This window comes from Pseudomonas sp., assembly GCF_048265905.1.
Classification (GTDB): domain Bacteria; phylum Pseudomonadota; class Gammaproteobacteria; order Pseudomonadales; family Pseudomonadaceae; genus Aquipseudomonas.
Window position 1 is genome coordinate 21,343 of sequence record NZ_JBLXAP010000016.1, and the last position, 23,521, is coordinate 44,863.

The following is a 23,521-nucleotide window of genomic DNA, read 5'->3' on the forward strand; positions in this document are numbered from 1 at the left end:
CTCAAAATAGATCCAGCTGCCCCTGATGCCCTGTATTGACGGGTTCATCACGGGGCGGCTGCGGCGCTTGCGCAGTCGACACCCTGGCCAAGCGCTCAGCCAAGCCCGCCGCGCGCTCGGCGCGGGTCGCTACGGCTTCAGCCAGGCGCTGGGGTAAGCCCCAGATCTCGACCTTGTGCTTGGCCCGGGTAATACCGGTGTAGAACAGGCTGCGAGTCAGCAACGGGCTTGGCTGTTCGGGCAGCGCCAGCAAGACTTCGCTGAACTCCGAGCCCTGGCTCTTATGCACGGTCATGGCGAAGGCGCTGTCGTGACTCGGCAGCCGCGCCGGGGCGAAGGGCCTGAAACCCTGCTCGCCCTCGAAGAACACGCGCAAGCCATGTTCGGTCGGCAAGCAGATACCAATATCACCGTTGAACAAGCCCAGCGCATAGTCGTTCTGCCGAACCATTACTGCTCGTCCGGCATACCAGCGCTCACGGCTGGCCACTTGCTGGCGCCGCCTGATACGCGCTTCCAGGGCTTCATTGATACCCGCCACGCCCCAAGGCCCTTCACGCTGGGCGGTGAGCACCCGAAAATCATTGAAGGCGCTGAATGCAGCTTCTGGGTCGGCGCTTTTAACCGCCTGGAAGTAACCGGCGTAGCCCTGGGTCAAACGCTCCAGCAGATCGGTCGCGTTCGGTTCGGCCTGCCAGGCAAGGTCTGCCCGCGACTCCCTGAGCAAACTCAAGGTGCCCGGCACGTCACCGGCGTTTATTCGCCGGGCTAGTTCGCCAATCCCACTGTCGCCGGCAAAACGATGGCTGTGGGTCAGCAACACCACGGCATCACCGAGTTTTGACGCGGGCGGCTGCACCTCTACTTTTTGCCCGGTAATACGTTGTAGATCAGCCGCTGCCTGGGCATCAAAGCCGCGCCCCTCACATAACTCGGCAAAGACGGCGCCTGCTTCAACCGCCGCCAGCTGATCTTTATCACCGAGCAAAATCAGTCGCGCCTTGGGCGGCAAGGCATCGACCAACTTGGCCATCAGCGCCAGATCGACCATGGAGGCTTCATCGACCACCAGCACATCAAGCGGCAGAGGATTGGCCGCCGTATGGCGTACCTGCGGGCTGTCGCCTCGGCTACCGAGCAGGCGATGCAAGGTGCGCGCCTCTTCCGGGAGCATCTGCTTGACTGCATCGCTCACCGGCAATGCAGCCTTGGCGTTGCGGATTGCCTCGGCCATGCGCGCCGCAGCCTTGCCCGTCGGTGCACCAAGGCCAATCGCCAACTGCTCGCCACCCGGTTGCTCAAGCAAGGCCGCGAGCAAGCGTACAACCGTAGTGGTTTTACCGGTGCCGGGCCCGCCGGAAATCACCGCCAGATTGCGCCGTACCGCTTGCGCTGCGGCAAGACGTTGCCAGTCGGGCTGCTGGGTATTGAAGGCAAACAAACGCTCAAGGGTTTGCCCAAGCACGGCTTCATCAACCGCTGGCAGAGCGGCTGAACGGGCCAGCAATTGTTCGGCGAGCTGTTGTTCGTAGGCCTGATAACGGGCCAGATACAAGCGCTGGCCATCCAATACCAGCGGCGTAAAATCACCGGCCTCACCGACCAACGGCGAGGCGTGCAGGAGGTTTAGCCAGTCAGCCAACACCGGCAGTTGCGTTGTGTTTTCCGGCCATGGGCGCTGGCCAGCAAGACGCGCTAAATCCAGGCACACATCGCCTTTCTCCAGCGCGGCGCAGGTCAACGCAGCCGAGGCCAGTACCCATGCATCTGCGTCCGGCTGCAACCGTTGCAGGCTCTGCACCAAGGCACGCTCCAGCGCGCCGAATGACAACTGGGCAAGATCAATCATGCGGGCACCTCGGCGCTGAATAACAGATCAAGGGCATCCAGCAATTCATCACTGGGCCGCGAGAAATACACGCCAGCGCTTGGCATGCCGCGCAGGAACAAGTAATAGGCGCCGCCGATTTGCTCATTGCTGAAGTCGCTCAGGCGCTGGCGCAGAAAGCGCCGCAGGGCGACCAGATAAATCAGGTACTGCAAATAGTAATGCTCGCGTGCCAACGCCTGCACCAGCCGTTCGCCGCCGTAGAAACTGGCGTCCGGGCCCAGCCAGTTGGATTTGTAGTCAGCGATATACCAACGCCCTTGATACTCAAATGTCAGGTCGATAAACCCTTTCAGAAAGCCCTGCAAGCTGTCGAACTCAAGCCGCGCTGCCGCTTCACGCATGGGCTCGGCCAGACCATAGGCCGGATCAGTCAGAATGGCGCGTAAGCGCTGCACATCCAGACGCGCCACCGGGAAGGTGAAACCCAGTTCAGGCAAGCGACGCGCGCCAGCAAGGGTGGTCAACGTCAGACCCGCGCCGTCCAAGTCAGTATCAAGCACTTGTTGCAGTTGGTTGCGGGCAATTTCAGTCCAGTCGCTGGAAATGCCGTGGCCGCTCAAGGCCGGCTCGACCAGCTCTGCCAGCGGCGCTTTGTTGCAGGCCCAGTCTTCAAGGATCGCGTGCAAGCAAGTACCGGCGCGTGCGCCACGGGGGAAGCCATAAAAACCCATGCCCGGCTCGCTGGCGTCTGGAATCACCAAGCCATCGCGGTCTGGCGCCTCCATGTGCATACCGGCTGACAAGCCAGAGAAGCTGCCAATACGCCAACTGCTGTGCAGGCTGCGGTGCAACTGCGTCAATTGTTCTGGAGCGGGAGCACGATGCTCACCGGCGGCACTGGCTTCGGCTTCAAGCAGCGGCGTCAGGTCAATATGCTGCTGGCTGTTATTGGCCAGGGCTTCAAGCTCTGCACGTATGCCCTGTGGCGTCAGGTTTTGCAGGTGCGCAGCCATCTCGGTCAGCGGGTCATTGCCCGGCAGATCACGACCTTGTAGCAGCCAGGCCAAGGCGCTGCTGTGCAGGCCTTCATCGCTTAAGGTGCCGTCTTTTTTCGGTTTGCAGTCGATAGCCCCCCAATGCAGCCAGAGGCGCACGGCAGCGCGGGTCATGGCGACATAGGTCAGGCGCACGCGCTCGGCAAAACGCTCTTGTCGCGCCAGCTGGCGATGCTGATCAAACTGCTCGCCGCCAAGGTCGAGCAATGGCGTGCCGTCTTCGGCATGACAGGTGATGTCTTCCGTCTTGCGCAGCAACGCGCCATCCCAGAGGTAGGGGCAAAACACCAAGGGATATTCCAGGCCTTTTGAGGTGTGGATGGTGACGATCTGCACCCGTTCGGCATCGCTTTCCAGACGCAGCAGCGCCTCTTCGCCATGATTATCCACACTGCGCTGGGCGTTGAACCAGGCCAGCAACTGCTCCATGCCCGGGCGCTGCAGGCTTTCGCTTTGCAGCAATTCGGCCAGATGCAGCAAGTTGGTCAAGCGCCGTTCGCCATCGACAACTTCCAACAAGCGCTCGGCAACGCCTTGCTCGTCCAGCCAGGCGCGGAAGGCGCGCATAAAGCCTTGCTGTTGCCACAATTGGTGATAACGCTCTGCCGCTTCACGTTCCTGATCCCAAGCCCGCGCATCATCCTGACAGGCCGCCAGATCCGCCGCACTGCGGCCGAGCAAGCGCGTAGCCAGCGCATAGCGCAACGCGCCTTCACGGCCCGGCTCTGCGTAGGCCGCCAGCACTGCGGCCAAGGCCTCGGCCTCTTCGCTGTGCCAGACACTTTCCTTACCGCGGCGCACGCTGGGCACGCCCCGTGCCGCAAGCTGCGCGGCAACCTCAGCGGCTTGGCGATGACTGGCGACCAACACGGCAATATCACCACCCTTGAGCGGTTCGTGCACGCCATCATCGTCGAAATAGGCTTCGCCTTTAGCGCTTGCCGCCAGCAAACTGGCGATACGCCGAGCGGTGTCGATGGCGACCAAACTGCCCGCCTCGCCTTTGCTCAGGTAATCATCTGCCAGCCAGACCAACGCCAGCGAGGCATCGCTTTGCCCCTCAAACTCTGGCAGCACCAGCTTGGCCCGCGCCTTGTCGCTGGCGCCGACGCTTGGATAATCCAACCCATCGACGGCAAATGGCATGGGCCGGTCAAATACCTGGTTAAGGGCGCTGATCAGTTGCGGTGTGGAACGGTGGTTGGTGGCCAGGCTGTATTGCCGGGCGGCTTCACGGCGCGCAGTAAAATAGGTCGCCAGATCAGCCCCGCGAAATGCGTAGATCGCCTGCTTGGGATCGCCGACAAAACACAGATCCGCACTATTAGCTGGCTCATCGATGATCTGCGATGACTCCAGCCCGCTGTCTGCGTAGATACGCCGGAATATCTGGTATTGAATCGGATCGGTGTCCTGAAACTCATCGATCAACGCCAGTGGATACTGCTCGCGCAAGGTCTGGGCCAGATGCTCGCCGCCTTCACTGTACAGGGCTTGTTGCAGCTGGTTGAGCAGGTCGTCAAACGCAAGCATGCGTTGCGCCGCCTTGCGCGCTGGCAGTTGTTGATTGAGCTGGCCGATCATCCGCACTTGCAGGTCGATCAGGCGTTGCTCGGCCTCAGGCTGCGCCGCATCCAGTGCGTCACACAAGCCCTGCAAGGCATCGGCGACCGCTTCCAGTGGTGCATCAAACCCTTTGTTGGTGCCTTTGATCAAGGTTTCGCGGGCCAGTTTGCGCAGGCCGTCGACCTTGCCAAACAACCCGGCTGCATCGCTGAAATAGCCGTCCAGCTCAAGCTGCCATAAACCGAATTTCTCGGCGTTGAAGCTGCGCTTATTGAAGCCATCAAAGGCTTTGAGCTGCTCGATCCAGCTCGCGCCCTGACGCAACCAGAAGTCTTTGGCGTGCTGCCAGGCCTTACGCAGTTCAGCCAGCTCGGCCGGGGCGCTCGGCTGGGGCTCAATGCGCAAATAGGGTTTGCCCAAGTGGCTGCGCAAGCGCTGACGCAACACCTGCGGGGTTATTTTTTGCTGCACCAGAAACGCTGCCCACTCAGGCTCTGCGCTGGCCAGCTCAATACGCCAGAGATCGGCGATCAGCGCATCCAGCAGCTCGCGGTCATCCTGAGTCAGTTCGTTGTCAAAATCGCCACCGGCTTCAAACGCCGCATCTTGCAACGCGCGCTGACAGAAACCGTGAATGGTAAAGATCGCCGCCTGATCAAAACCATGCACCGCGAGCAACAAACGCCGATGGCTGGCCGGGTCAGGAAACTGGTCATGCAAGGCATTGAGCAAAGCATCTTCGCCGTGACCTTGCTCGTAAACCACCAGCAACTCGGCCAGGCGCTTGCGCACACGTTCGCGCAGCTCGGCAGTGGCCGCGGTGGTGTAAGTCACCACCAGAATCTGGGAAACGGACAGCTGCTTTTCCAGCAGCAAGCGCGCATAGAGCAAGGTCAGGGTGAAGGTCTTACCGGTGCCGGCACTGGCCTCGATCAGCGAGCGACCCCTGAAGCTGTCGTGCAGCAGGTCTAACTTGGCGCCACTCATTGCTCTTCCTCATCGCCTTGCAGGGCATCCAGCGCAGGGCCATACAACTGCTCAGCCAGTGTCTCAAAGCGTTCATCCAGCGGTTCACGGTCACGAAACGCCAGCGCGTTCCAAGGGTCCTGACTTTCGCCGGTCATGAAGTCATTTCCCAACCACAGAATGCGCGCTTCACTGCGCGCGGCATCAATCGGTTCCTTGCGCCCCGGTTTGCGCCATTTTTTAGCAAAGCCATAACTGCACTTGGCCAATACCGGTAACGGCTCGCACAGCGCCGAGCGGTAAGCCAGCAGCCAAGGCTCAAGCAATTCCCGGGCATTGCTCAAGGCACCGAGACGCCACTCGCTTTTCGGTGACAGCAATCGGCTTTCGCGACAAACCGCCGGGTTATCGCTGCAATTGAGCAGCAAATGACGCAACCAGAATGGCGCCAGCTCCCACGCACCCAGGTCGCGCAAGCGGTAATCGAACAGGCCGCTCTCGCAGACACCTTCGAGCCAACCATAAATGCGCACACCGGCCAGTTTGATATCAACCAACACCGGCTGCGGCGCATCGTCCGGGCGCTCGGCAAACAGCGTCGGGGCGAAGGCCCGTATCGGCCCGCGGATTTGCCCCCAATACGCCTGCCCCAATTCGCCGACCGGCAGCCAACCCGATGCCGCCGCGACTGCACGTTCTTCGGTTTCGCTCCAGTTGCGCTCAATCGCCTGCAAGGCCAACTGGCGCAAGCCGTGTGTCGATGTCCATTCAACGCTAAAGGGTTCATCGCCCGCCAACGCGTCCTCGGTTTGCGCCAGGCGCAAGCCCAAACGTTGCTCCAGCAGATAGCGCGCCGGGTGCTTGAAACAATGAATCAACTGGCTCGGCTCCAGCGTCAGCCATTCTTCATCCGGCTCGGGTAAGCGCTCAACAAAAGGCTGGGCGAGCATATTCACCGGCTGGGCCAGACGCTGCGCGGCGCGGAACCATGGCGCAGCAAAACCGGCATGGCGATCCTGTTGAAAGTTGGCCGGGGCAAACGGCTGCAACGGATGCTGGAGGACGATGTGCTTGCTCGCGGTTTGCGCGTAGGCATGTTCCGCACCGGCGCACACGGCAGTCAGGTCGACCACTTCGAGCAATTCACTGATCAACACCGAAGGCGGCAACTCGGCATTACTGCGCGGGTCGCGGCCGACATAGCTGAGGTACAGGCCACCGCGCGCGCTAAGCAGGGTTTCGAGCAGCAAATAGCGGTCATCCAGACGCCGCGCCCGGTCACCCCGGCGCGGTTTCTGGCCAATCAAATCGAAGCCTGCCGCTGGCGTTCTGCGCGGCAGTGCGCCGTCATCCAGCCCGAGCAGGCACACCTGTTTGAAAGGCAAACTGCGCATCGGCACCATGGTGCAGAAGGTCACAGCACCGGTTAAAAAACCAGAGGCGCCGCTGCCCTGTTCAAGTGCGGCGCTGAGTTGCTGACGAATCAGCGCCAGCTCAAGGGGCCGCTCGATGCCGGAGGCCAGCGCCTGTTCCTGCAATGCCGCGCACGCCTTGGACAGCAGTAACAGGGTGTCGCCCGCCTCGCGCTCATCAAACAGGTTATCGACCAGCTCCAGCAAGGTCTGCGCCCACTCACTCAATGAACGCGGACGCTGCATGTTTTGCGCTAATCCGGCGAGCCGTTCGACAAACCCGGCCAGGCGTCCGAGCAATTGGCCGCGCGCACCTTCCAGTGCATCCAATGGCCAGCTTTCACCCAGCAGCGGCGCAGCTAGACCGGCCAGTTGCGGTGGCGCGGCAAAGCCCAGCAACAGGCGATCCAAGCCCTGACGCCAGGTGAATGCGGCATCGGCCGGTAAACCCAATTGCTGACGATGACTGCTGTCGCGTCCCCAGCGCACACCAGCCTCGTGCAGCCAGTCGCGAATCAGCGGTAAATCTTCCGCTTCGATTCCGGCCTTGCGGGCTATGGCGGGCTGCTCAAGCCAGCTCAGTACTTCCTCTGCAGCAAAGCGGCTGTCGGGCAGACCGAGCAGGCTGATGAACGCCTCAATTAGCGGTATTTCAGCGCGCAGGCTGCGGTCGGCAAGGCTGAACGGAATACGCGGCACGCCTTCTCGGGGCGCAAACACTGCCTCGATGTACGGCGCATAGCGCTCGATGTCGGGCGTCAGCACCACGACCTGATCAGGCGTCAGTTCCGGGTCGGCGGCAAAGCGGGCAAGCAACTGGTCGTGAAGGATTTCGACTTCGCGCAGCGGCGAGTGGGCGACATGGACTTCCAGCGAACGATCATCTTCACGCAACACCAAGCGTTGCTCGGGCGTGCGGGTTTGCAGGCGCAAGATATCGTTCTGCAGGGCTTGCAGCAGGCTGTCGTCGTGCAGCGCATCGTCTTCTGAATACAAGCCAATTTCCTGACTGCCTTCACTGCTGGCCAGAGAGAACAAGCTGTCGAAGAAGTCGCGCCCCTGTTTGCCCAAACTTGCCAATAATGGGTGACCGACATCCAGATACCAGTCATCCGGGCTCAGTTCTGGCTGACTCGCCAGCTCGCGGATATCACGAATTTCACCCCACGCCTCGCGGCACGGGTTAAGGGCGAAGATGATCACTTCAGTGTGCTTGGCCAAACCATCGAGCACGCGCATGTGGTGCGGCGGCAAGCTGCTGATGCCAAATACCAGCAGCCGCTCCGGCATATCGGCAATAGCCTCTTCGCTGTACAAACGCTTGAGTAAGTCATCGAGCAGGCGCGCGCGATGCGGGTGGCCGTCTTTGGTCAGCTCGCGCCAGAGCAAGGCTTGCCAGGCCTCGTCGGGGCCAAGGTCCAGCAACTCATTGCGCTCCCAGGCCGCCAGCCAGTCATCGCGGTAGAGCAAATATTGGTCAAAGACGTCAGCGATCTTCGCCGCCAGCGACAACCGGCGGCGTTCATCTCCGCCTTCAAGGTAGTGCGCCAGACGTGGGGTTTGCGCGAGATTTTCGGCTTCGCAAAGCCAGTCATACAGACGCCAGCTCAGCGTGGTCGGTGAGAACGCCGATTGCTCAGGCAATTGGCCGAGCGTCAAACGTGATAAATCCCAGACAAATTTTGCAGGCAGTTGCACATCCAACTGCATTGCGATGCCTTGCTTACGCGCCAGCTCAAGCGTCAACCAGCGCCCCATGCCTTGGCTGGGAACCACCACTTTGACCGCTGCGAACGGGTCACGCAGCGGTTGGGCGAGCAGCGTGGTCGCAAGCTCACCAAGGGTTTCCAGGTCTGGCGCGTGATACAGAGTCAGCATGGGTCACATCACATCCGGGCAATCTGGTTAGATTAACAGTTCAGTAAGGTGACAACAGGCCTATAGCCGCAATCTTTCACGGGATACAAGACCCGCGAAGCGGATGAAAAGCGCCATCGAGCGTAGGGTGTGACAACGCGAAGCTTGTCCACCATAAATCGCCAAACCCGGTGCCGCATATGGCGGACAGAAAAGCGCTGTCCTCCCTACAGAAGAACGTTCACCCGCGTAGGGTGCGACAACGCGAAGCTTGTCCACCATAAATCGCCAAACCCGGCGCCGTATATGGCGGACAGAAAAGCGCTGTCCTCCCTACAAAAGAACGTTCACCCGCGTAGGGTGTGACAACGCGAAGCTTGTCCACCATAAATCGCCAAACCCGGTGCCGCATATGGCGGACAGAAAAGCGCTGTCCTCCCTACAGAAGAACGTTCACCCGCGTAGGGTGCGACAACGCGAAGCTTGTCCACCATGACTCAAACCCTAAAACCCCCGGGCTTGAGCCAATCGTCTGCCCCAACTGCAACAGCGTTACTTGCGGGCGCCGCGCACACCTTCAGCCAGTTGGCTGCACAGGTCGAGCACGCCTTTGACGGCCGCATCGCTGCTGTCGGCTTTTTCGATCTGATCGATCAACGCCGAGCCCACCACCACACCATCGGCCAAACGGGCGATGGTTGCAGCGTGTTCCGGAGTGCGAATACCAAAACCGATGCTGATTGGCAGGTCGGTGTGACGACGCAGACGTGCAACCGCTTGCTCGACATGCTCAAGCGTAGCGGAACCCGCACCGGTCACGCCCGCCACCGAAACGTAGTAAACAAAACCCGAGCTGCCGTTGAGCACTTTCGGCAAACGCTTGTCGTCCGTGGTCGGTGTTGTCAGGCGGATGAAGTCGAGCCCCGCCACTTGCGCCGGATCACACAGGTCAACGTTATGTTCTGGCGGCAGATCGACCACGATCAAGCCATCAACACCAGACTCCTTGGCCTCGGCGATAAAGCGCTCAACCCCGTATTTGTGGATCGGGTTGAAGTAACCCATCAACACCAGCGGCGTGCTTTGGTCATCCTGGCGAAACTCACGCACCATCTTCAGGGTCTTGGCCAGGTCTTGCTTGGCGGCCAAGGCGCGAATATTGGCCAGTTGGATCGCCGGACCATCGGCCATCGGATCAGTGAACGGCATGCCCAGTTCGATCACATCAGCACCCGCCTTCGGCAAGCCCTTGAGGATTGCCAATGAGGCGTCATAGCCGGGGTCGCCTGCGGTGACGAAGGTCACCAGCGCGGCGCGATTTTGTTGCTTGAGTTCGACAAAGCGAGCGTGCAGGCGGCTCATCAGTTGTTCTCCTGCTGATTTACGGCATCAGCCATGTGATGCATAACGGTTTGCATGTCTTTATCACCGCGACCTGACAAGTTGATAACCATCAAGTGATCGCTTGGCAGGCTCGGCGCACGCTTGAATACTTCAGCCAATGCGTGGGCGCTTTCCAGTGCGGGAATGATGCCTTCAAGGCGGCAGCATTTATGGAAGGCATCGAGCGCTTCGTTGTCGGTGATCGAGGTGTATTGCACGCGGCCAATCTCGTGCAACCAGGCGTGCTCGGGGCCGATGCCCGGATAATCAAGACCGGCTGAGATGGAATGCGCATCAATGATCTGGCCGTCGTCATCTTGCAGCAAAAAGGTGCGATTGCCGTGCAAAACACCGGGAACGCCGCCGTTCAGGCTGGCTGCGTGCTTGCCGGTCTCGATGCCGTGACCAGCCGCTTCAACACCGATGATCTCAACAGACTGGTCATCAAGAAACGGGTGAAACAGGCCCATGGCGTTTGAGCCACCGCCGATGCAAGCCACCAGACTGTCTGGCAAACGGCCTTCTTGCGCTTGCATTTGCTCGCGGGTTTCTTTGCCGATCACTGCCTGGAAGTCACGCACCATCGCTGGATACGGATGCGGCCCGGCAACAGTACCGATCAGGTAGAAGGTGCTGTCGACGTTAGTCACCCAGTCGCGCAGCGCTTCGTTCATCGCATCTTTCAGGGTGCCAGTGCCAGCAACCACCGGAATCACCGTGGCGCCCAGCAACTTCATGCGGAAAACGTTGGCCTGCTGACGATCAATGTCAGTGGTGCCCATGTAGATCACGCATTCAAGGCCAAAGCGTGCCGCAACAGTTGCAGTGGCAACGCCGTGCATGCCCGCGCCAGTCTCAGCAATGATGCGTTTTTTGCCCATGCGCCGCGCCAGCAATATCTGGCCGATGCAGTTGTTAATTTTGTGCGCGCCAGTGTGGTTGAGCTCTTCGCGCTTGAAGTAGATCTTCGCCCCGCCGCAATGCTCGGTCAGGCGCTCAGCGAAATACAGCGGGCTTGGACGGCCAACATAATCGCGCTGAAAGTAAGCCAGTTCCTTGGCAAACTCGGGATCTTGTTTGGCTTTTTCGTATTCGTCGGCCAAATCGTGAATCAACGGCATCAGGGTTTCGGCGACGTACTGACCGCCAAACGCGCCAAACAGGCCGTTGGTGTCAGGACCATTGCGAAATGAAGTCATGATTTGCTCCTCAATCTAATCTGAACGGCTGGGTCACGAGTTTGAACGGGCAAATGCTCATCCACTCGGACAATGGACACAGGATAAGGCTGTGTGCCCCAGGAAAAAAGCGATAAGATTGCGGCAATCTGTCAGGAAAACTCACATATGAACCAAGAGCTTCCGCCTTTAAATGCATTACGTGCATTCGAAGCTGCAGCCCGTCTCAACAGCGTTAGCGCTGCAGCAGACGAGCTAAACGTAACTCACGGCGCAGTGAGCCGACAGATCAAAGTGCTCGAAACGCACCTTGGCCTGACGTTGTTCAGCAAAGACGGGCGCGGCCTTAAACTCACAGATTCAGGCCTGCGTTTGCGCGATAGTAGTTCAGAGGTATTCGAGCGGCTACGGCAAACCTGCGCGGAGCTCAAGCAAGGGCAAGCTGAATCCCCCTTTGTTCTGGCCTGCCCCGGCAGCTTGCTCGCCCGCTGGTTTATTCCCCGGCTCGACCGGCTCAACCGCGAGCTGCCCGACCTGCGCTTGCAGCTGTCTGCCAGCGAAGGGGAGCTGGACCCACGCGGCGCGGGTGTTGATGCCACGCTATGGTTTGCCGAGCCGCCTTGGCCTGCGGACATGCGCGTATTCGAGCTGGCAGCAGAGCGTATCGGCCCCGTGGTCAGCCCGCGCTATAGCCACTTCAATGCGCTGGCACAGGGTTCTGCCGAAGGCTTGCTCAACGAGCCATTACTGCATACCACATCACGGCCACAAGCCTGGCCAAGCTGGGCGCAGAGCAACGCCATCGCCCCGGAAAAGCTGCGTCTGGGCCAGGGCTTCGAGCATTTGTATTACTTGCTGGAAGCCGCTGCCGCCGGGCTTGGTGTCGCCATCGCCCCGCAACAACTGGTTGCCGATGACTTGACGGGCGGGCGCTTAGTGGCCCCTTGGGGTTTTGTTGAAACCTCGGCACGGCTGGCATTATGGGTGCCAAAGCGCCAGTTAGATAAGCGCGCAGAGCGCTTGGCGCGATGGCTGGAGCGCGAATTATCGCGCTGACAACGCAGTTCTTGCCTAGGCTTAGAGTGAACGTTGCACGGATGCGGGCATCAGTATTGGTAAGTGCCTGATTAAGTCGGCGCTACAAGCCCCTATCCAAAAGTGATTTCACTAAGGAGCGCAGCATGTCAGACCATATCTACAAAAAAGTCGAAGTCGTTGGCTCATCTAAAACCAGCATCGACGACGCCATCAACAATGCCATTGCCGAATGCGCCAAATCGATCCGTAACCTCGATTGGTTTGAGGTGGTCGAAACCCGCGGACACATCAAAGACGGCAAGGTTTGTCACTATCAAGTAACCGTCAAGGTCGGGTTCCGCTTGAGCAGTAGCTAAATCGCCTGAACCGGGCAGGCGGGCATAAATGAAAACATGACCTCGCCTGCGCAGTTCAAAGTATGTGCAGGTTTGTAGATGCATCCCTCTGGCAGGGCATTTAGCCGACAGTTAATTAGTCAATGACTGTTTGGTTTAGCGTCTAGAATTCAGGCGAACGGATTACAGACACCTTGATCATGGCCAAACTTGCGACCCGCTACACGCTCTTCGCGCTTATTGCTGCACCCACTGCTCATGCCGAACTGATGCTCGACGCCAGCGATGTCGAAGATCGGGTTAATGGTGTGCTGTCATTGATGTCTTACTCAATGACGCTCGACTTGGCATCAAGCTCTCTGCAGATACAAGACAACTCCACGGGCAATCCAAGCATCAAGATGACGCAACTCGGCGGTGGCGCGACCATGAGCAAGTCATTCCCGTTGTATCTTGAAGGCGCCGCGGCCTACAGCCGTTACGACCCACGCTTTGTTGCAACTGATGGCGCCGAGCGTCGCTCCATTCCGGTCAAATGGAATTCTGTCTCTGCAACCGGCGGCGTCGGCTGGGACTTCCCCATCAGTGACGAAGTGGTGGTGCGCCCGATCGCCAGCGTGGGTCTGGGCTACATGACCAGCGACATCAACGCGGCGCGGATATTTATCAACCGCAGGACCAATAAACAAATCGAATTCCTCGACGACGGGCACATGAGCGCGCTGGGCCTCGGCGGCGCCATGATGCTCGACTGGGAACGTGTACGTCCCGATTACGAAGCCGATATCGAACTGCGCTACAGCTATATGAACTTGCAGCAGATCGGCGGCGATGAAGCCATTAACGGCGAAGTTACCGCCGAAACGGCTAACTTATGGTCGCGCTGGCGAGCGCCGACCGGCTGGGTGGTGATGCAGCGACCACTGCGCTATGTGCTGGAGTTCTCCCACTCTGAATACTTGGGCGAGCAACGCGGCGCCTTGGGCTTTGACCGATTATCGACATTTGGTCTCGGCGTCGAATTCGACTCCAGCGCATATGACGTGTTTATCACCCGCACCCGCCTGGTGCTACGACAAATGGTCGGAGACAACGTATCGGGCTTGTCACTAGGTCTGGCGGTTAGTTTTTAGTCTGTATTCACGCCGGGATTGCGAGACAAATCGATTACAGGGCTTGGAATCGACAAATTAATCCCCACTATTTAACTCAAGTATTGACGCAATTAGGCTGCGTCGCACATTTGAGTATTTAAAAGGCCAAGCAGATGAGCGCTTTAGCAAACACTAAAATTTCTATCCTCGATCTAGCCCCAATCCGCGATGACGGCGACGCCAAACAGGCTTTAAGCAACTCGTTGGACTTGGCAAAACATGCCGAGCAACTGGGGTTTAACCGTTTCTGGGTGGCTGAACACCACAACATGGACGGCATCGCCAGTTCAGCGACCTCGGTCTTGATTGGTTATCTAGCGGCCAACACCCAAAGCATACGCCTCGGTTCTGGCGGCGTAATGCTGCCCAACCACGCACCGCTGGTCATTGCAGAACAATTCGGGACATTGGCAACGCTCTATCCTGAGCGCATTGACCTGGGTTTGGGTCGCGCGCCGGGCGCTGATCAATACACCGCACGCGCACTGCGTCGCGACCGCAGCGGTAGTGCTGATGACTTCCCGCAAGATGTAGAGGAATTACAACACTATCTCGGCCCGCGCACCCCCAATCAGCGGGTCGTTGCCATGCCCGGCAGCGATACCAATGTGCCAATCTGGCTGCTCGGCTCCAGCCTGTTCAGCGCGCAACTAGCAGGCCAAAAAGGGCTGCCGTATGCATTCGCCTCGCACTTTGCACCGCGCATGATGCATGAAGCGATTCGGATCTATCGCGACCACTTCACCCCCTCGGATGTACTCGACAAACCTTATGTAATGCTCGGCGTACCGCTGGTTGCAGCAGACACTGACGAGCAAGCTGAATACTTGGTGACCTCGGCCTATCAGCGGATTCTCTCGCTGATTCGCGGGCAGAGCCTGGTCCAGCGTCCGCCAGTGGCGAGCATGGATGGCTTGTGGCTGCCGCATGAGCGCAACGCGGTAGGCGAGTTCTTTGGTTTGGCGATGGTCGGCGGTCCGGAAAAAATCCGCGCCAAGCTTGAAGTATTGCTCGAGCAAACTGGCGCCGATGAGCTGATGTTCACCAGCGACCTCTATGACTTCAATGACCGCAAGCGCTCCTTCGAGATTCTTGCAGGCCTGCTCTGATCCGATCTTTATCGGCTGCCTGGCTGCCAACGAACTTGTTGGCAGCGCCGGACTCTCAACTAAGTACCCTAAAAGCAGGAGATATTTGATGAAGAAGACCGCATCAGCCCATTGGCAGGGCAGCATCAAACAGGGCAAAGGCACCATCTCGACCGAGAGCGGTGTACTGTCAAAATCACCTTACGGCTTTAATACTCGCTTTGAAAACGAACCGGGAACCAACCCTGAAGAATTGATTGGCGCAGCGCACGCTGGCTGCTTCTCAATGGCGCTGTCGCTGCAGTTGGGCGAAGCCGGAATGACCGCCGAGAGCATCGACACAAAAGCGGAAGTAACACTGGATAAAGACGGCGATGGCTTCTCGATCACCGCTGTACACCTGACCTTGCACGCAAAAGTTCCGGGCGCTGATCGCGCCGCCTTCGAAAAAGCGGTACAGAATGCCAAAACCGGCTGCCCGGTTTCAAAAGTGTTGAATGCGACCATCACCCTTGAAGCCACGCTCGAAACTTGATCTGCCTGCCAGCAAGGCTGTTGACTAGAAGGTACCGCAGCGCATGACTTCTGCTTTGGCAACGACATTGCGCTGCTCGTCATAGAGCCAGCCTTGCGCTTCACGCATCAACGGGCGAGCTTGCATCTGGTAGCGCTTTCCCGCTTCGAAGTTGTCGTAGCGGTATCGCAACTCGCACGTCATCTGCACCGGCTCAGACATTCCCCCCAGGCTACCACCGCCTTGCACCTCGAATTGGAAACGTGCTTCCAGGTCATGCGCGCCGGGAGGCACTTGGAAGTAACGCCCATCATTGAGACGTTTACCATCGAGTTTATTCGCCATCAGCAAGTAGCCAGCGCTGGCGTAAAGATCAACCCATGCCTGATTGGGTGATGGTTGCGGTAATTCGGACGCGCAGGCGCTGAGTACCAGCGCGCAGGCAGTGAGTGTTATTCGCTGCATGACAACCTCGTCAATGCGTGGGTAAGAAGATTCAGCATAGCGCTGTTTATCTTATATTTGCCCACAACTGCCTTCGCGGGCCGTGGCTAACAGTCGGTCATTTGTATCAAAGAGTTTGGCCCAAGGCCGAAATCCTACAGAACCAGCCTCAAGGCGATAGGTTTGCCCAGCGGTGAAATCATTGTATTTGACCAACATCTCGCAGGTGCGCGCCAGAGGCGCTTCATCGCCCCCCATATTTGTCGCATCCACCTGAAAGCGCACATGCGCATGCAACTCATGGATGCCAGGGCTGACTTGAAAGAAACGGTCGTCTTGCAACTCTTTGCTATCAACCTCGCTGGCCAGCAACTCGGTTTCGTCGTCAGTCCGCAGGTCTATCCAGGCCATGCTTGGGTCGTGGCTCGGCATAAGCAACGAACAACCACTGATAAGTGCCAAACTGGTGACAGCCAAAAATGCGCGCATGCAAGGGCTCCGACTTTAATTATCAAACGCTAGGTAGCGCCGTTTTGTTTGAACGAAAACCCACTAATAAAGGGGCTGGCGGACAGCACGACGGATGCAGTAGTGTCCTGCCATGCCGCCTACTTATCGCTTTCTACTCGACCGCATCCAGCTAAGCTGGGTTCCATTGCTGCTCATCGCTCTGCTGAGCGGTTGCTCCAGCGTTGATTACTACAGCCAACTGCTAGACGGGCAGGTTGATGTATTGCAGCGTCGGCAAGCTATTTCGCAGATGCTCAGCGACCCCAAAACTGATGCACAACTGCGTAAACGCCTTGCCCTGTCGCAACAGGCACGCAACTTCGCCAGCCAGGAGTTAGCCCTACCAGATAACCAAAGCTACCGGGTCTACGCAGATGTGCAGCGACCATTTGTGGTGTGGAATGTGTTTGCGACTCCAGAGTTCTCGCTAAAACCCGAATTGCACTGTTTCCCGATCGCCGGTTGCGTGGCGTATCGCGGTTATTACCAGCAAGGACGGGCGCGTGGCGCAGTGGCGCTACTCAAGCAACAGGGGCTGGATGTATATATGGGCGGTGTTGAGGCGTATTCGACTCTGGGCTGGTTTGATGACCCGCTGCTCAACACCATGCTGCGCTGGAGTGATGAGCGCTTGGTCGCGGTGATTTTTCATGAGTTGGCCCATCAGCAGTTTTATGTCGCTGGCGACACTGAATTCAATGAGTCCTTCGCCACCTTCGTTGAACAACAAGGGCTGCGCCAGTGGCGAACCGAACGTGGCCTGCCTGCCGCTGACCCGGCAGCCGACCAGCAACGCGAGCAGTTCACCCAGCTTGTGCTAGAGACTCGTGCCCGCCTGGAAACGCTGTACGCCAGTGATAAATCGGCCGAGCAAATGCGTCAGGCCAAACAGGCTGAATTTGATCGCTTGCGCGCCGAGTATCACGACCTGCGCCAGCGCAGTTGGGGTGGAACAGGCCGTTATGATGGCTGGATCAACTCACCGATCAATAACGCCAAACTGCTGCCCTTCGGCCTCTACGATCAATGGGTGCCAGCATTTGCCAAGCTGTTTGCCGAAACCGATGGCGACTGGCCTAGATTCTATGAAAAGGTCGCGCAACTCGGCGGATTACCGGCAGATCAACGCAAGGCCGCACTTGAACAACGACTAATGGCAAATTAACAGCATGACTGGCGAACTAGTTTCAGCTGATTGCGTCTAAATTATTCCTACACAAAGCGAATGCTCCCAAGGCGGTGCGTCATGTTTAGCACGATCAAACCCCACACAGTTGTTGCCCTCGTTGCGCTTGGCGCTGCTCTGGGTAGCCTAAGTGCGCAGGCAGCGGTTAAGCCTTGCGAAGAGCTCAAGCAAGAGATCGAAGTCAAAATTCAAGCCTCGGGGGTACAGAGCTACACTCTGGAAATCGTGCCCAACGCTGAGGTTGAAGATGAAACCATGGTGGTCGGCAGTTGCGATGGTGGCACCAAGAAGATTATCTACCAGCGCAACGACGGCTAAACCCAAAACATTGGTTTAGCCGGCAAAGGCTTGATGCAGCTCGCCTAGCGTTTGGAAGTGATAGCGCGGCTGCTCATCACTCAATTCAGCGAAGCTACCAAACCCATAGCCCACCGCTGCTGCATCCAAACCATTGTCGCGCGCGCCAATCAGGTCGTGTTTGCGATCACCAATCATCAGGCAGCTGTCTGGGGCTAAGCCTTCTTGCTCAAGCAGGTGGGCGATCAGCTCGACCTTGTTGGTCCGCGTGCCGTCCAGCTCACTGCCGTATATCATCTTGAAATGCTCGGCAAAGCCAAAGTGCTGGGCAATTTTCGTGGCAAATACCTGCGGTTTACTGGTGGCCACATACAAGGTGCGTTGCTGGGTATTGAGCAAATTGAGCAGCTGTGGAATGCCGGCAAACATCTGGTTTTCATACAAGCCGACATCAGCAAAGCGTTCGCGATAAAAATTCACAGCCTGCCAACCTGTTGTCTGATCCAACGCATAGGTGCTCATAAAGCATTGCAGCAGTGGCGGGCCGATAAAATGCTCAAGCGCTTGCAGGTCAGGCTCATCTATCCCCAGCTTGCTCAGCGCGTATTGCACCGAGCGGGTAATGCCTTCACGCGGATCGGTAAGCGTGCCATCCAGATCAAACAGAATGTTTTGATAATGCATTGCAATCGCCCGCCTAGCGCCATGAGAAGAGTGCGCCACCATACAAAAATCAAGGTGCCAAACAAAGCTTAAATACCTGCGGATCACTCCAGAATTGACATCTGGACCGAAGTACAAGCTGCAACTGGTCGTTGCCCAAAGTGTTATATGCGCTTACTGTCAAACGACAACTATGGCGTCCAAGGTCTTTTGCGGCGCCCCTGACAGTAAATGTTGGCAAGGAGAAGCCGAGTATGTCGAAAGACCAACGTGGCATTCATGAGTTGTATGCTGAAGACCCAATCAAGGCGGAAAAACTGCTTTGGGATCGTGAGGCTGAGCCCAGCCGCCGGGGATTTCTCAAGCGCAGCAGTTTGCTGGCCATGGCTTCTGCCCTGGGCGCCAGCATTCCATACGCCAGATTCATGCCGCTGGGCATTATTCCCGCCGGGCTGGCCCATGCCGACGAACCCTTCACCATTGAAGGCAAAGACGGCCTTAAAGTACTCAACGATAGGCCGCTGAACGCTGAAACACCCGCTCACTTACTGGACGATGAAGTCACGCCTGCGCGCCATATGTTCGTGCGCAACAACGGCATCCCGCCCGACGTAAAAACGCTTGATGTGGCCAACTGGAAATTGGAAATCGCGGGCGAGTCATGCGTCACGCCCACGACGTTCTCCGTTGCCGAACTCAAGTCACGCTTCAAGCACCACACCTATCAACTAGTGGTTGAATGCGGCGGCAATGGCCGCAGTGAATTCGTGCCAGCGGCAAGCGGTAACCAATGGACGGTAGGCGCGGTGGCCTGCCCAACGTTTACCGGCGTGCGATTACGCGATGTGCTTGAAGCCTGTGGAATCAAAAAAGATGCCGTGTACATCGGCTATTACGGCACCGATTTGCACCCAAGTGGCGACCCAAGCAAGCACGCGATCTCACGTGGCGTGCCGATGGACAAGGCGCTGGAAGATCAGACGCTGATCGCATGGGCCATGAACGATCAGCCAATCCCTTACCTCAATGGCCAGCCTCTGCGCCTTGTTTGCGGCGGTTGGCCCGCCTCGACCTCGGGCAAATGGCTGAGCAAGATTGTTGTGCGCAACAAGGTCCATGACGGCAACAAGATGGCAGCGCCGTCTTACAGCGTGCCCAAGTATCCGGTGGCTCCGGGCAGTGAAGTCCCCGTCGAAGACATGCAGATTATTCATTCGATGCCGGTCAAATCGCTGATTACCTTCCCTAAATCCGGCATCAGCCTACCGCTCAAGCAAACGTTGCAGGTGCGCGGCCACGCTTGGGCCGGCGACCTTGAAGTGAGCGAAGTGCATGTTTCAACCGACTTCGGCGTCACCTGGCAACCCGCCAAACTGAAGGCACCGGTTAATCGCCTGGCATGGCAACACTGGAGTGCGGAGCTGAACTTTAGCGAGAAGGGCTATTACGAAGTCTGGGCGCGTGCAGTTGATAGTCAAGGCAAATCACAGCCTATGCTGGTGCCGGGCTGGAACCCCAAAGGCTACCTGAATAACGCCTGCCACCGTATCGCTGTTCAAATAGTCTAGGAGGACGCATGGCCCATTCAACTGCCCTGAGTCTGTTGCTAATCGGACTATTATCCGTCTCGGCCCAAGCCGCTGAAACCGCTGTGCAAACTGACCCCGCCAGCGGTTTTATTATCGCGCCCGGATGGGAAACCGTGCGCAATAACTGCATTGCCTGCCACTCGGCCAAACTGGTCACGCAAAACAGCGGCAGCCGTGAACACTGGCTTTCATTGATCCGCTGGATGCAGGACAAGCAAGGTTTGTGGCCGTTCGATGCAAAAACCGAGGACACCATCCTCACCTACTTGAGCAGCAACTACGGCGCAAAAATTGAAACCAGGCGCCCAGCGTTACTGGCCGAGCAGCTACCGGATAACCCGCTGCGCAAACCTGTGCAACAGAAAGCGGATTGAGCCCAGTAGCAAGACACAACATCACAAACACAACGTCAAGCGCACCTATACGATTGAGGGTGCGCTAGGCGCAAGCGGCTGCTTACTGCCCGTAGCCTTCCAGCAAGTGCTGATCCTTCAGGCGCACATAATTACCGGCGGTATAACGAAAATAGCTGAGCTCCTCTTCGCTCAGCGCACGCGCCTGTTTAGCGGGGCTGCCGACATACAGGAAACCACTCTGTAAACGCTTGCCCGGTGGCACCAAACTGCCCGCGCCAAGCACTACTTCATCCTCGATCACGACGCCATCCATGACGATGCTGCCCATGCCAATCAGAATCCGGTTGCCAATGCTGCAGCCATGTAACGTGACCTTGTGGCCCACAGTTACATCGTCGCCAATATTCAGCGGATAGCCCGTAGGATTGAATGGCCCAGCGTGAGTAATGTGCAGCACACAGCCATCTTGAATACTGCTGCGCTGGCCAATGCGAATGCTGTGCATGTCTGCGCGAATAACAGTCAGCGGCCAGACCGAACTGTCGTCGCCAATCTCAACGTCGCCCAGCACCACCGCTGAGCTATCAACAAAAACGCGCTCGCCCAGTTGCGGAGTGAATTGCTGGTAAGTTCGAATAGACACGATAGATTCCTCTTAGCTGCTAATACGCACAATTCTAATTAAGATACCAAGCCTATGGGTTGTTAATTGGCCTGTGCGACCCAATAACTGAACCAATAGTTTTTTTAATTTTGCCTTCACATGACAGGTGCCTGCCCGTGACCGCTAGCAATCCGCTGCTCCAGAACTTCGATCTGCCGCCTTACTCCAGCATTCGCCCTGAGCATGTTGAGCCCGCGGTAGACACCATTCTTGCTGAGAACCGCGCAGCCATCGCCAAGTTGCTTGAGCAACATGCCGACGCTCCGAGCTGGGCCGGGCTGGTGCTGGCGCTTGATGAGCTGAACGGGCGCCTTGAGCGTGCCTGGGGCCCAGTGAGCCACCTCAACGCCGTGCGCAACAACGCCGAATTGCGTCAGGTGTACGAAGCCTGTTTGCCAAAACTGTCCGAATATTTCACCGAAATTGGCCAGAACCGCACGCTGTTCGAGGCCTACAAGGCGCTGTCCACCAGCGCTGAGTCTGCGGATTATGATGTCGCGCAAAAGACTATTTTGCAGCACGCCCTGCGTGACTTCCGTTTGTCCGGTATCGACCTGCCAGAAGCTGAGCAACAGCGCTACGGTGCAATTCAGATGAGGCTTTCCGAGCTGGCCAGCCACTTCTCCAACCAACTGCTCGACGCCACTCAGGCGTGGAGCAAGCACGTCACTGACGAAGCGCAGCTGCAGGGCATTACTGACTCTGCCAAACAGCAAATGGCTGAAGCAGCCAAAGCCAAAGACCTTGAAGGCTGGTTGATCACGCTAGAGTTCCCAAGCTACTACGCAGTGATGACCTATGCCGACAACCGTGCGCTGCGTGAAGAAGTCTATGCCGCCTACTGCACGCGCGCCTCGGATCAAGGCCCGAACGCAGGGCAAAATGACAACTCCCCGGTTATGCAGGAAATTCTCGACCTGCGCCAAGAGCTGGCCAAGCTGCTCGGTTTCGCCAACTACTCGGAGCTAAGCCTGTCGAGCAAGATGGCCGAGAACAATGAGCAAGTACTGAGCTTCCTGCGCGACCTCGCGGTGCGCAGTAAGCCCTTTGCCGCGCAGGACCTGAAAGAGCTGCAAGCCTTCGCCAGTGAGCAGGGCTGCACCGACCTGCAAAGCTGGGACGCCGGTTACTACGGCGAAAAACTGCGCGAGCAGCGCTACAGCATCTCGCAAGAGATCCTGCGCCCGTACTTCCCGATCAATAAAGTACTGACCGGCCTGTTCGCCATTGTCGAAAAACTTTATGGGATTCAGATCAAAGAGCTCAGTGGCTTCGATACTTGGCACCCCGATGTGCGCCTGTTTGAGATTAGCGAGAACGGCGAGCATGTCGGCCGCTTCTTCTTCGATCTGTATGCCCGCGCCAACAAACGTGGCGGCGCATGGATGGATGGTGCGCGTGATAAACGCCGCAATGCTGCTGGCGAGCTAATCAGCCCAGTGGCCAATCTGGTGTGTAACTTCACCCCAGCCGTTGGCGACAAGCCTGCGCTACTGACCCACGATGAAGTCACCACCCTGTTCCACGAATTTGGCCACGGTTTGCACCATATGCTCACCCAGGTTGAACACGCTGGTGCCTCGGGCATCAATGGCGTGGCGTGGGATGCGGTCGAGTTGCCGAGCCAATTCATGGAAAACTGGTGCTGGGAGCCGGAAGGCTTGTCACTGATTTCAGGTCATTACCAGACGGGAGAAGCACTGCCGCAAGACCTTCTGAACAAGATGCTCGCAGCGAAGAACTTCCAGTCAGGCCTGATGATGGTTCGCCAATTGGAGTTTTCCCTGTTCGACTTCGAGCTGCACGCCACCCACGGCGACGGTCGCAGCGTGCTGGAGGTGCTTGAAAGCATCCGCGCCGAAGTCTCGGTAATGCGTCCCCCGCAGTACAATCGCTTTCCGAATGGCTTTGCGCACATCTTCGCTGGTGGTTATGCCGCCGGTTACTACAGCTACAAGTGGGCGGAGGTATTGTCTGCCGATGCCTTCTCCAAATTTGAAGAAGAAGGTGTGTTTAACAGTGACACAGGCCGTGCCTTCCGCGAGGCAATTCTGGCTCGCGGAGGCTCACAGGAACCGATGGTTCTGTTTGTTAACTTCCGTGGCCGTGAGCCACGTATTGACGCGTTGCTGCGTCATCTTGGCCTGAGTCAGGAGGCAGCATGACTGACAGCAACACCCGGAAAAAACGCTTTATCGCCGGTGCCGTATGCCCGGCGTGTAGCGCCACAGACACGGTAAAAATGTGGGATGAAGATGGCGTGCCGCACCGTGAGTGCGTGGCCTGTGGTTTTACCGACTTGCTTAACGCACAAGGCCAGTCTGTGCCGCGTGAGCTAGGCACGCGAGTGAACAAAGCAGCAGTCAAACCGGCTGAGACGAAAGTGCAAACCGTGCAGTTTTTCCCTAATCCGAAGCTGAAAAAACCCGAGTAGT

At 57.8% G+C, this 23,521-nt stretch carries 20 protein-coding genes; 11 read left to right on the forward strand and 9 right to left on the reverse strand.

The window, feature by feature from the left end; all coding sequences use genetic code 11:
- Position 1 precedes the first annotated feature (1 nt).
- The 5 genes from recD to trpB all read right to left on the reverse strand — a co-directional run bounded on the left by recD (position 2) and on the right by trpB (position 11,269).
- A complete protein-coding gene (gene recD, locus ACN0UH_RS17465; RefSeq protein ID WP_417663293.1) occupies positions 2-1,846 on the reverse strand; it encodes an exodeoxyribonuclease V subunit alpha in 1,845 nt (614 codons plus the stop codon).
- Complete coding sequence (gene recB / locus ACN0UH_RS17470; protein WP_417663248.1) at positions 1,846-5,439, reverse strand: exodeoxyribonuclease V subunit beta; 3,594 nt, start codon at positions 5,437-5,439, stop codon at positions 1,846-1,848. The genes recD and recB overlap by 1 nt, the downstream gene beginning before the upstream one ends.
- Positions 5,436-8,708 carry an exodeoxyribonuclease V subunit gamma gene (gene recC, locus ACN0UH_RS17475; RefSeq protein WP_417663249.1) on the reverse strand — a complete coding sequence of 1,091 codons (3,273 nt, stop codon included), beginning with the start codon at positions 8,706-8,708 and terminating at the stop codon, positions 5,436-5,438. The genes recB and recC overlap by 4 nt, the downstream gene beginning before the upstream one ends.
- Before the next feature lie 531 nt (positions 8,709-9,239).
- Positions 9,240-10,049: a tryptophan synthase subunit alpha gene (trpA, locus tag ACN0UH_RS17480; RefSeq protein WP_417663250.1), complete on the reverse strand. Its 810-nt coding sequence runs from the start codon at positions 10,047-10,049 to the stop codon at positions 9,240-9,242.
- Complete coding sequence (gene trpB, locus ACN0UH_RS17485) at positions 10,049-11,269, reverse strand: tryptophan synthase subunit beta (RefSeq protein ID WP_417663251.1); 1,221 nt, start codon at positions 11,267-11,269, stop codon at positions 10,049-10,051. The genes trpA and trpB overlap by 1 nt, the downstream gene beginning before the upstream one ends.
- 147 nt (positions 11,270-11,416) lie before the next feature.
- Here trpB and ACN0UH_RS17490 point away from each other — a divergent pair, with 147 nt between their 5' ends.
- The 5 genes from ACN0UH_RS17490 to ACN0UH_RS17510 all read left to right on the forward strand — a co-directional run bounded on the left by ACN0UH_RS17490 (position 11,417) and on the right by ACN0UH_RS17510 (position 15,398).
- Positions 11,417-12,304, forward strand: a complete 888-nt coding sequence (locus ACN0UH_RS17490) for a LysR family transcriptional regulator (RefSeq protein WP_417663252.1) — start codon at positions 11,417-11,419, stop codon at positions 12,302-12,304.
- 125 nt (positions 12,305-12,429) lie between these two features.
- Entirely contained in the window at positions 12,430-12,642 is a 213-nt protein-coding gene (locus ACN0UH_RS17495) for a dodecin (RefSeq protein WP_417663253.1), read from the forward strand.
- A gap of 179 nt (positions 12,643-12,821) precedes the next feature.
- Positions 12,822-13,754, forward strand: a complete 933-nt coding sequence (locus ACN0UH_RS17500) for an autotransporter domain-containing protein (RefSeq protein WP_417663254.1) — start codon at positions 12,822-12,824, stop codon at positions 13,752-13,754.
- Positions 13,755-13,888: 134 nt separating this feature from the next.
- Entirely contained in the window at positions 13,889-14,884 is a 996-nt protein-coding gene (locus ACN0UH_RS17505) for an LLM class flavin-dependent oxidoreductase (RefSeq protein WP_417663255.1), read from the forward strand.
- An 88-nt stretch (positions 14,885-14,972) separates the two neighbouring features.
- Positions 14,973-15,398, forward strand: a complete 426-nt coding sequence (locus ACN0UH_RS17510) for an OsmC family protein (protein ID WP_089360017.1) — start codon at positions 14,973-14,975, stop codon at positions 15,396-15,398.
- A gap of 24 nt (positions 15,399-15,422) precedes the next feature.
- Here the strand turns inward: ACN0UH_RS17510 and ACN0UH_RS17515 are convergent, their stop codons facing one another.
- Both ACN0UH_RS17515 and ACN0UH_RS17520 read right to left on the reverse strand, forming a co-directional pair.
- Entirely contained in the window at positions 15,423-15,842 is a 420-nt protein-coding gene (locus ACN0UH_RS17515) for a hypothetical protein (RefSeq protein WP_417663256.1), read from the reverse strand.
- A 51-nt stretch (positions 15,843-15,893) separates the two neighbouring features.
- Positions 15,894-16,310, reverse strand: a complete 417-nt coding sequence (locus ACN0UH_RS17520; RefSeq protein ID WP_417663257.1) for a hypothetical protein — start codon at positions 16,308-16,310, stop codon at positions 15,894-15,896.
- 112 nt (positions 16,311-16,422) lie between these two features.
- On the opposite strand from ACN0UH_RS17520, the gene ACN0UH_RS17525 reads away from it, so the two are divergent.
- The gene (locus ACN0UH_RS17525; protein ID WP_417663258.1) at positions 16,423-17,496 is read left to right on the forward strand and encodes an aminopeptidase; all 1,074 of its coding nucleotides are present in this window, start codon (positions 16,423-16,425) and stop codon (positions 17,494-17,496) included.
- An 81-nt stretch (positions 17,497-17,577) separates the two neighbouring features.
- The gene (locus tag ACN0UH_RS17530) at positions 17,578-17,835 is read left to right on the forward strand and encodes a DUF1161 domain-containing protein (protein WP_417663259.1); all 258 of its coding nucleotides are present in this window, start codon (positions 17,578-17,580) and stop codon (positions 17,833-17,835) included.
- A gap of 15 nt (positions 17,836-17,850) precedes the next feature.
- On the opposite strand, the gene ACN0UH_RS17535 is transcribed toward ACN0UH_RS17530, so the two are convergent.
- Positions 17,851-18,498, reverse strand: a complete 648-nt coding sequence (locus ACN0UH_RS17535; protein WP_417663260.1) for an HAD family hydrolase — start codon at positions 18,496-18,498, stop codon at positions 17,851-17,853.
- A 233-nt stretch (positions 18,499-18,731) separates the two neighbouring features.
- Between ACN0UH_RS17535 and ACN0UH_RS17540 the strand changes: the two genes are divergently transcribed.
- Both ACN0UH_RS17540 and ACN0UH_RS17545 read left to right on the forward strand, forming a co-directional pair.
- Positions 18,732-20,045 (forward strand): sulfite oxidase, encoded by a 1,314-nt coding sequence (locus ACN0UH_RS17540; RefSeq protein ID WP_417663261.1) that lies wholly within the window; start codon positions 18,732-18,734, stop codon positions 20,043-20,045.
- An 8-nt stretch (positions 20,046-20,053) separates the two neighbouring features.
- The gene (locus tag ACN0UH_RS17545; RefSeq protein WP_417663262.1) at positions 20,054-20,440 is read left to right on the forward strand and encodes a hypothetical protein; all 387 of its coding nucleotides are present in this window, start codon (positions 20,054-20,056) and stop codon (positions 20,438-20,440) included.
- A gap of 82 nt (positions 20,441-20,522) precedes the next feature.
- On the opposite strand, the gene ACN0UH_RS17550 is transcribed toward ACN0UH_RS17545, so the two are convergent.
- Complete coding sequence (locus ACN0UH_RS17550; protein ID WP_417663263.1) at positions 20,523-21,065, reverse strand: gamma carbonic anhydrase family protein; 543 nt, start codon at positions 21,063-21,065, stop codon at positions 20,523-20,525.
- A 137-nt stretch (positions 21,066-21,202) separates the two neighbouring features.
- Here ACN0UH_RS17550 and prlC point away from each other — a divergent pair, with 137 nt between their 5' ends.
- Together prlC and ACN0UH_RS17560 are read left to right on the forward strand one after the other, a co-directional pair.
- Complete coding sequence (prlC, locus tag ACN0UH_RS17555; RefSeq protein WP_417663264.1) at positions 21,203-23,251, forward strand: oligopeptidase A; 2,049 nt, start codon at positions 21,203-21,205, stop codon at positions 23,249-23,251.
- Positions 23,248-23,520 carry a YheV family putative zinc ribbon protein gene (locus tag ACN0UH_RS17560; RefSeq protein WP_417663265.1) on the forward strand — a complete coding sequence of 91 codons (273 nt, stop codon included), beginning with the start codon at positions 23,248-23,250 and terminating at the stop codon, positions 23,518-23,520. Before prlC ends, ACN0UH_RS17560 begins: the two co-directional genes overlap by 4 nt.
- Position 23,521: the final 1 nt, after the last annotated feature.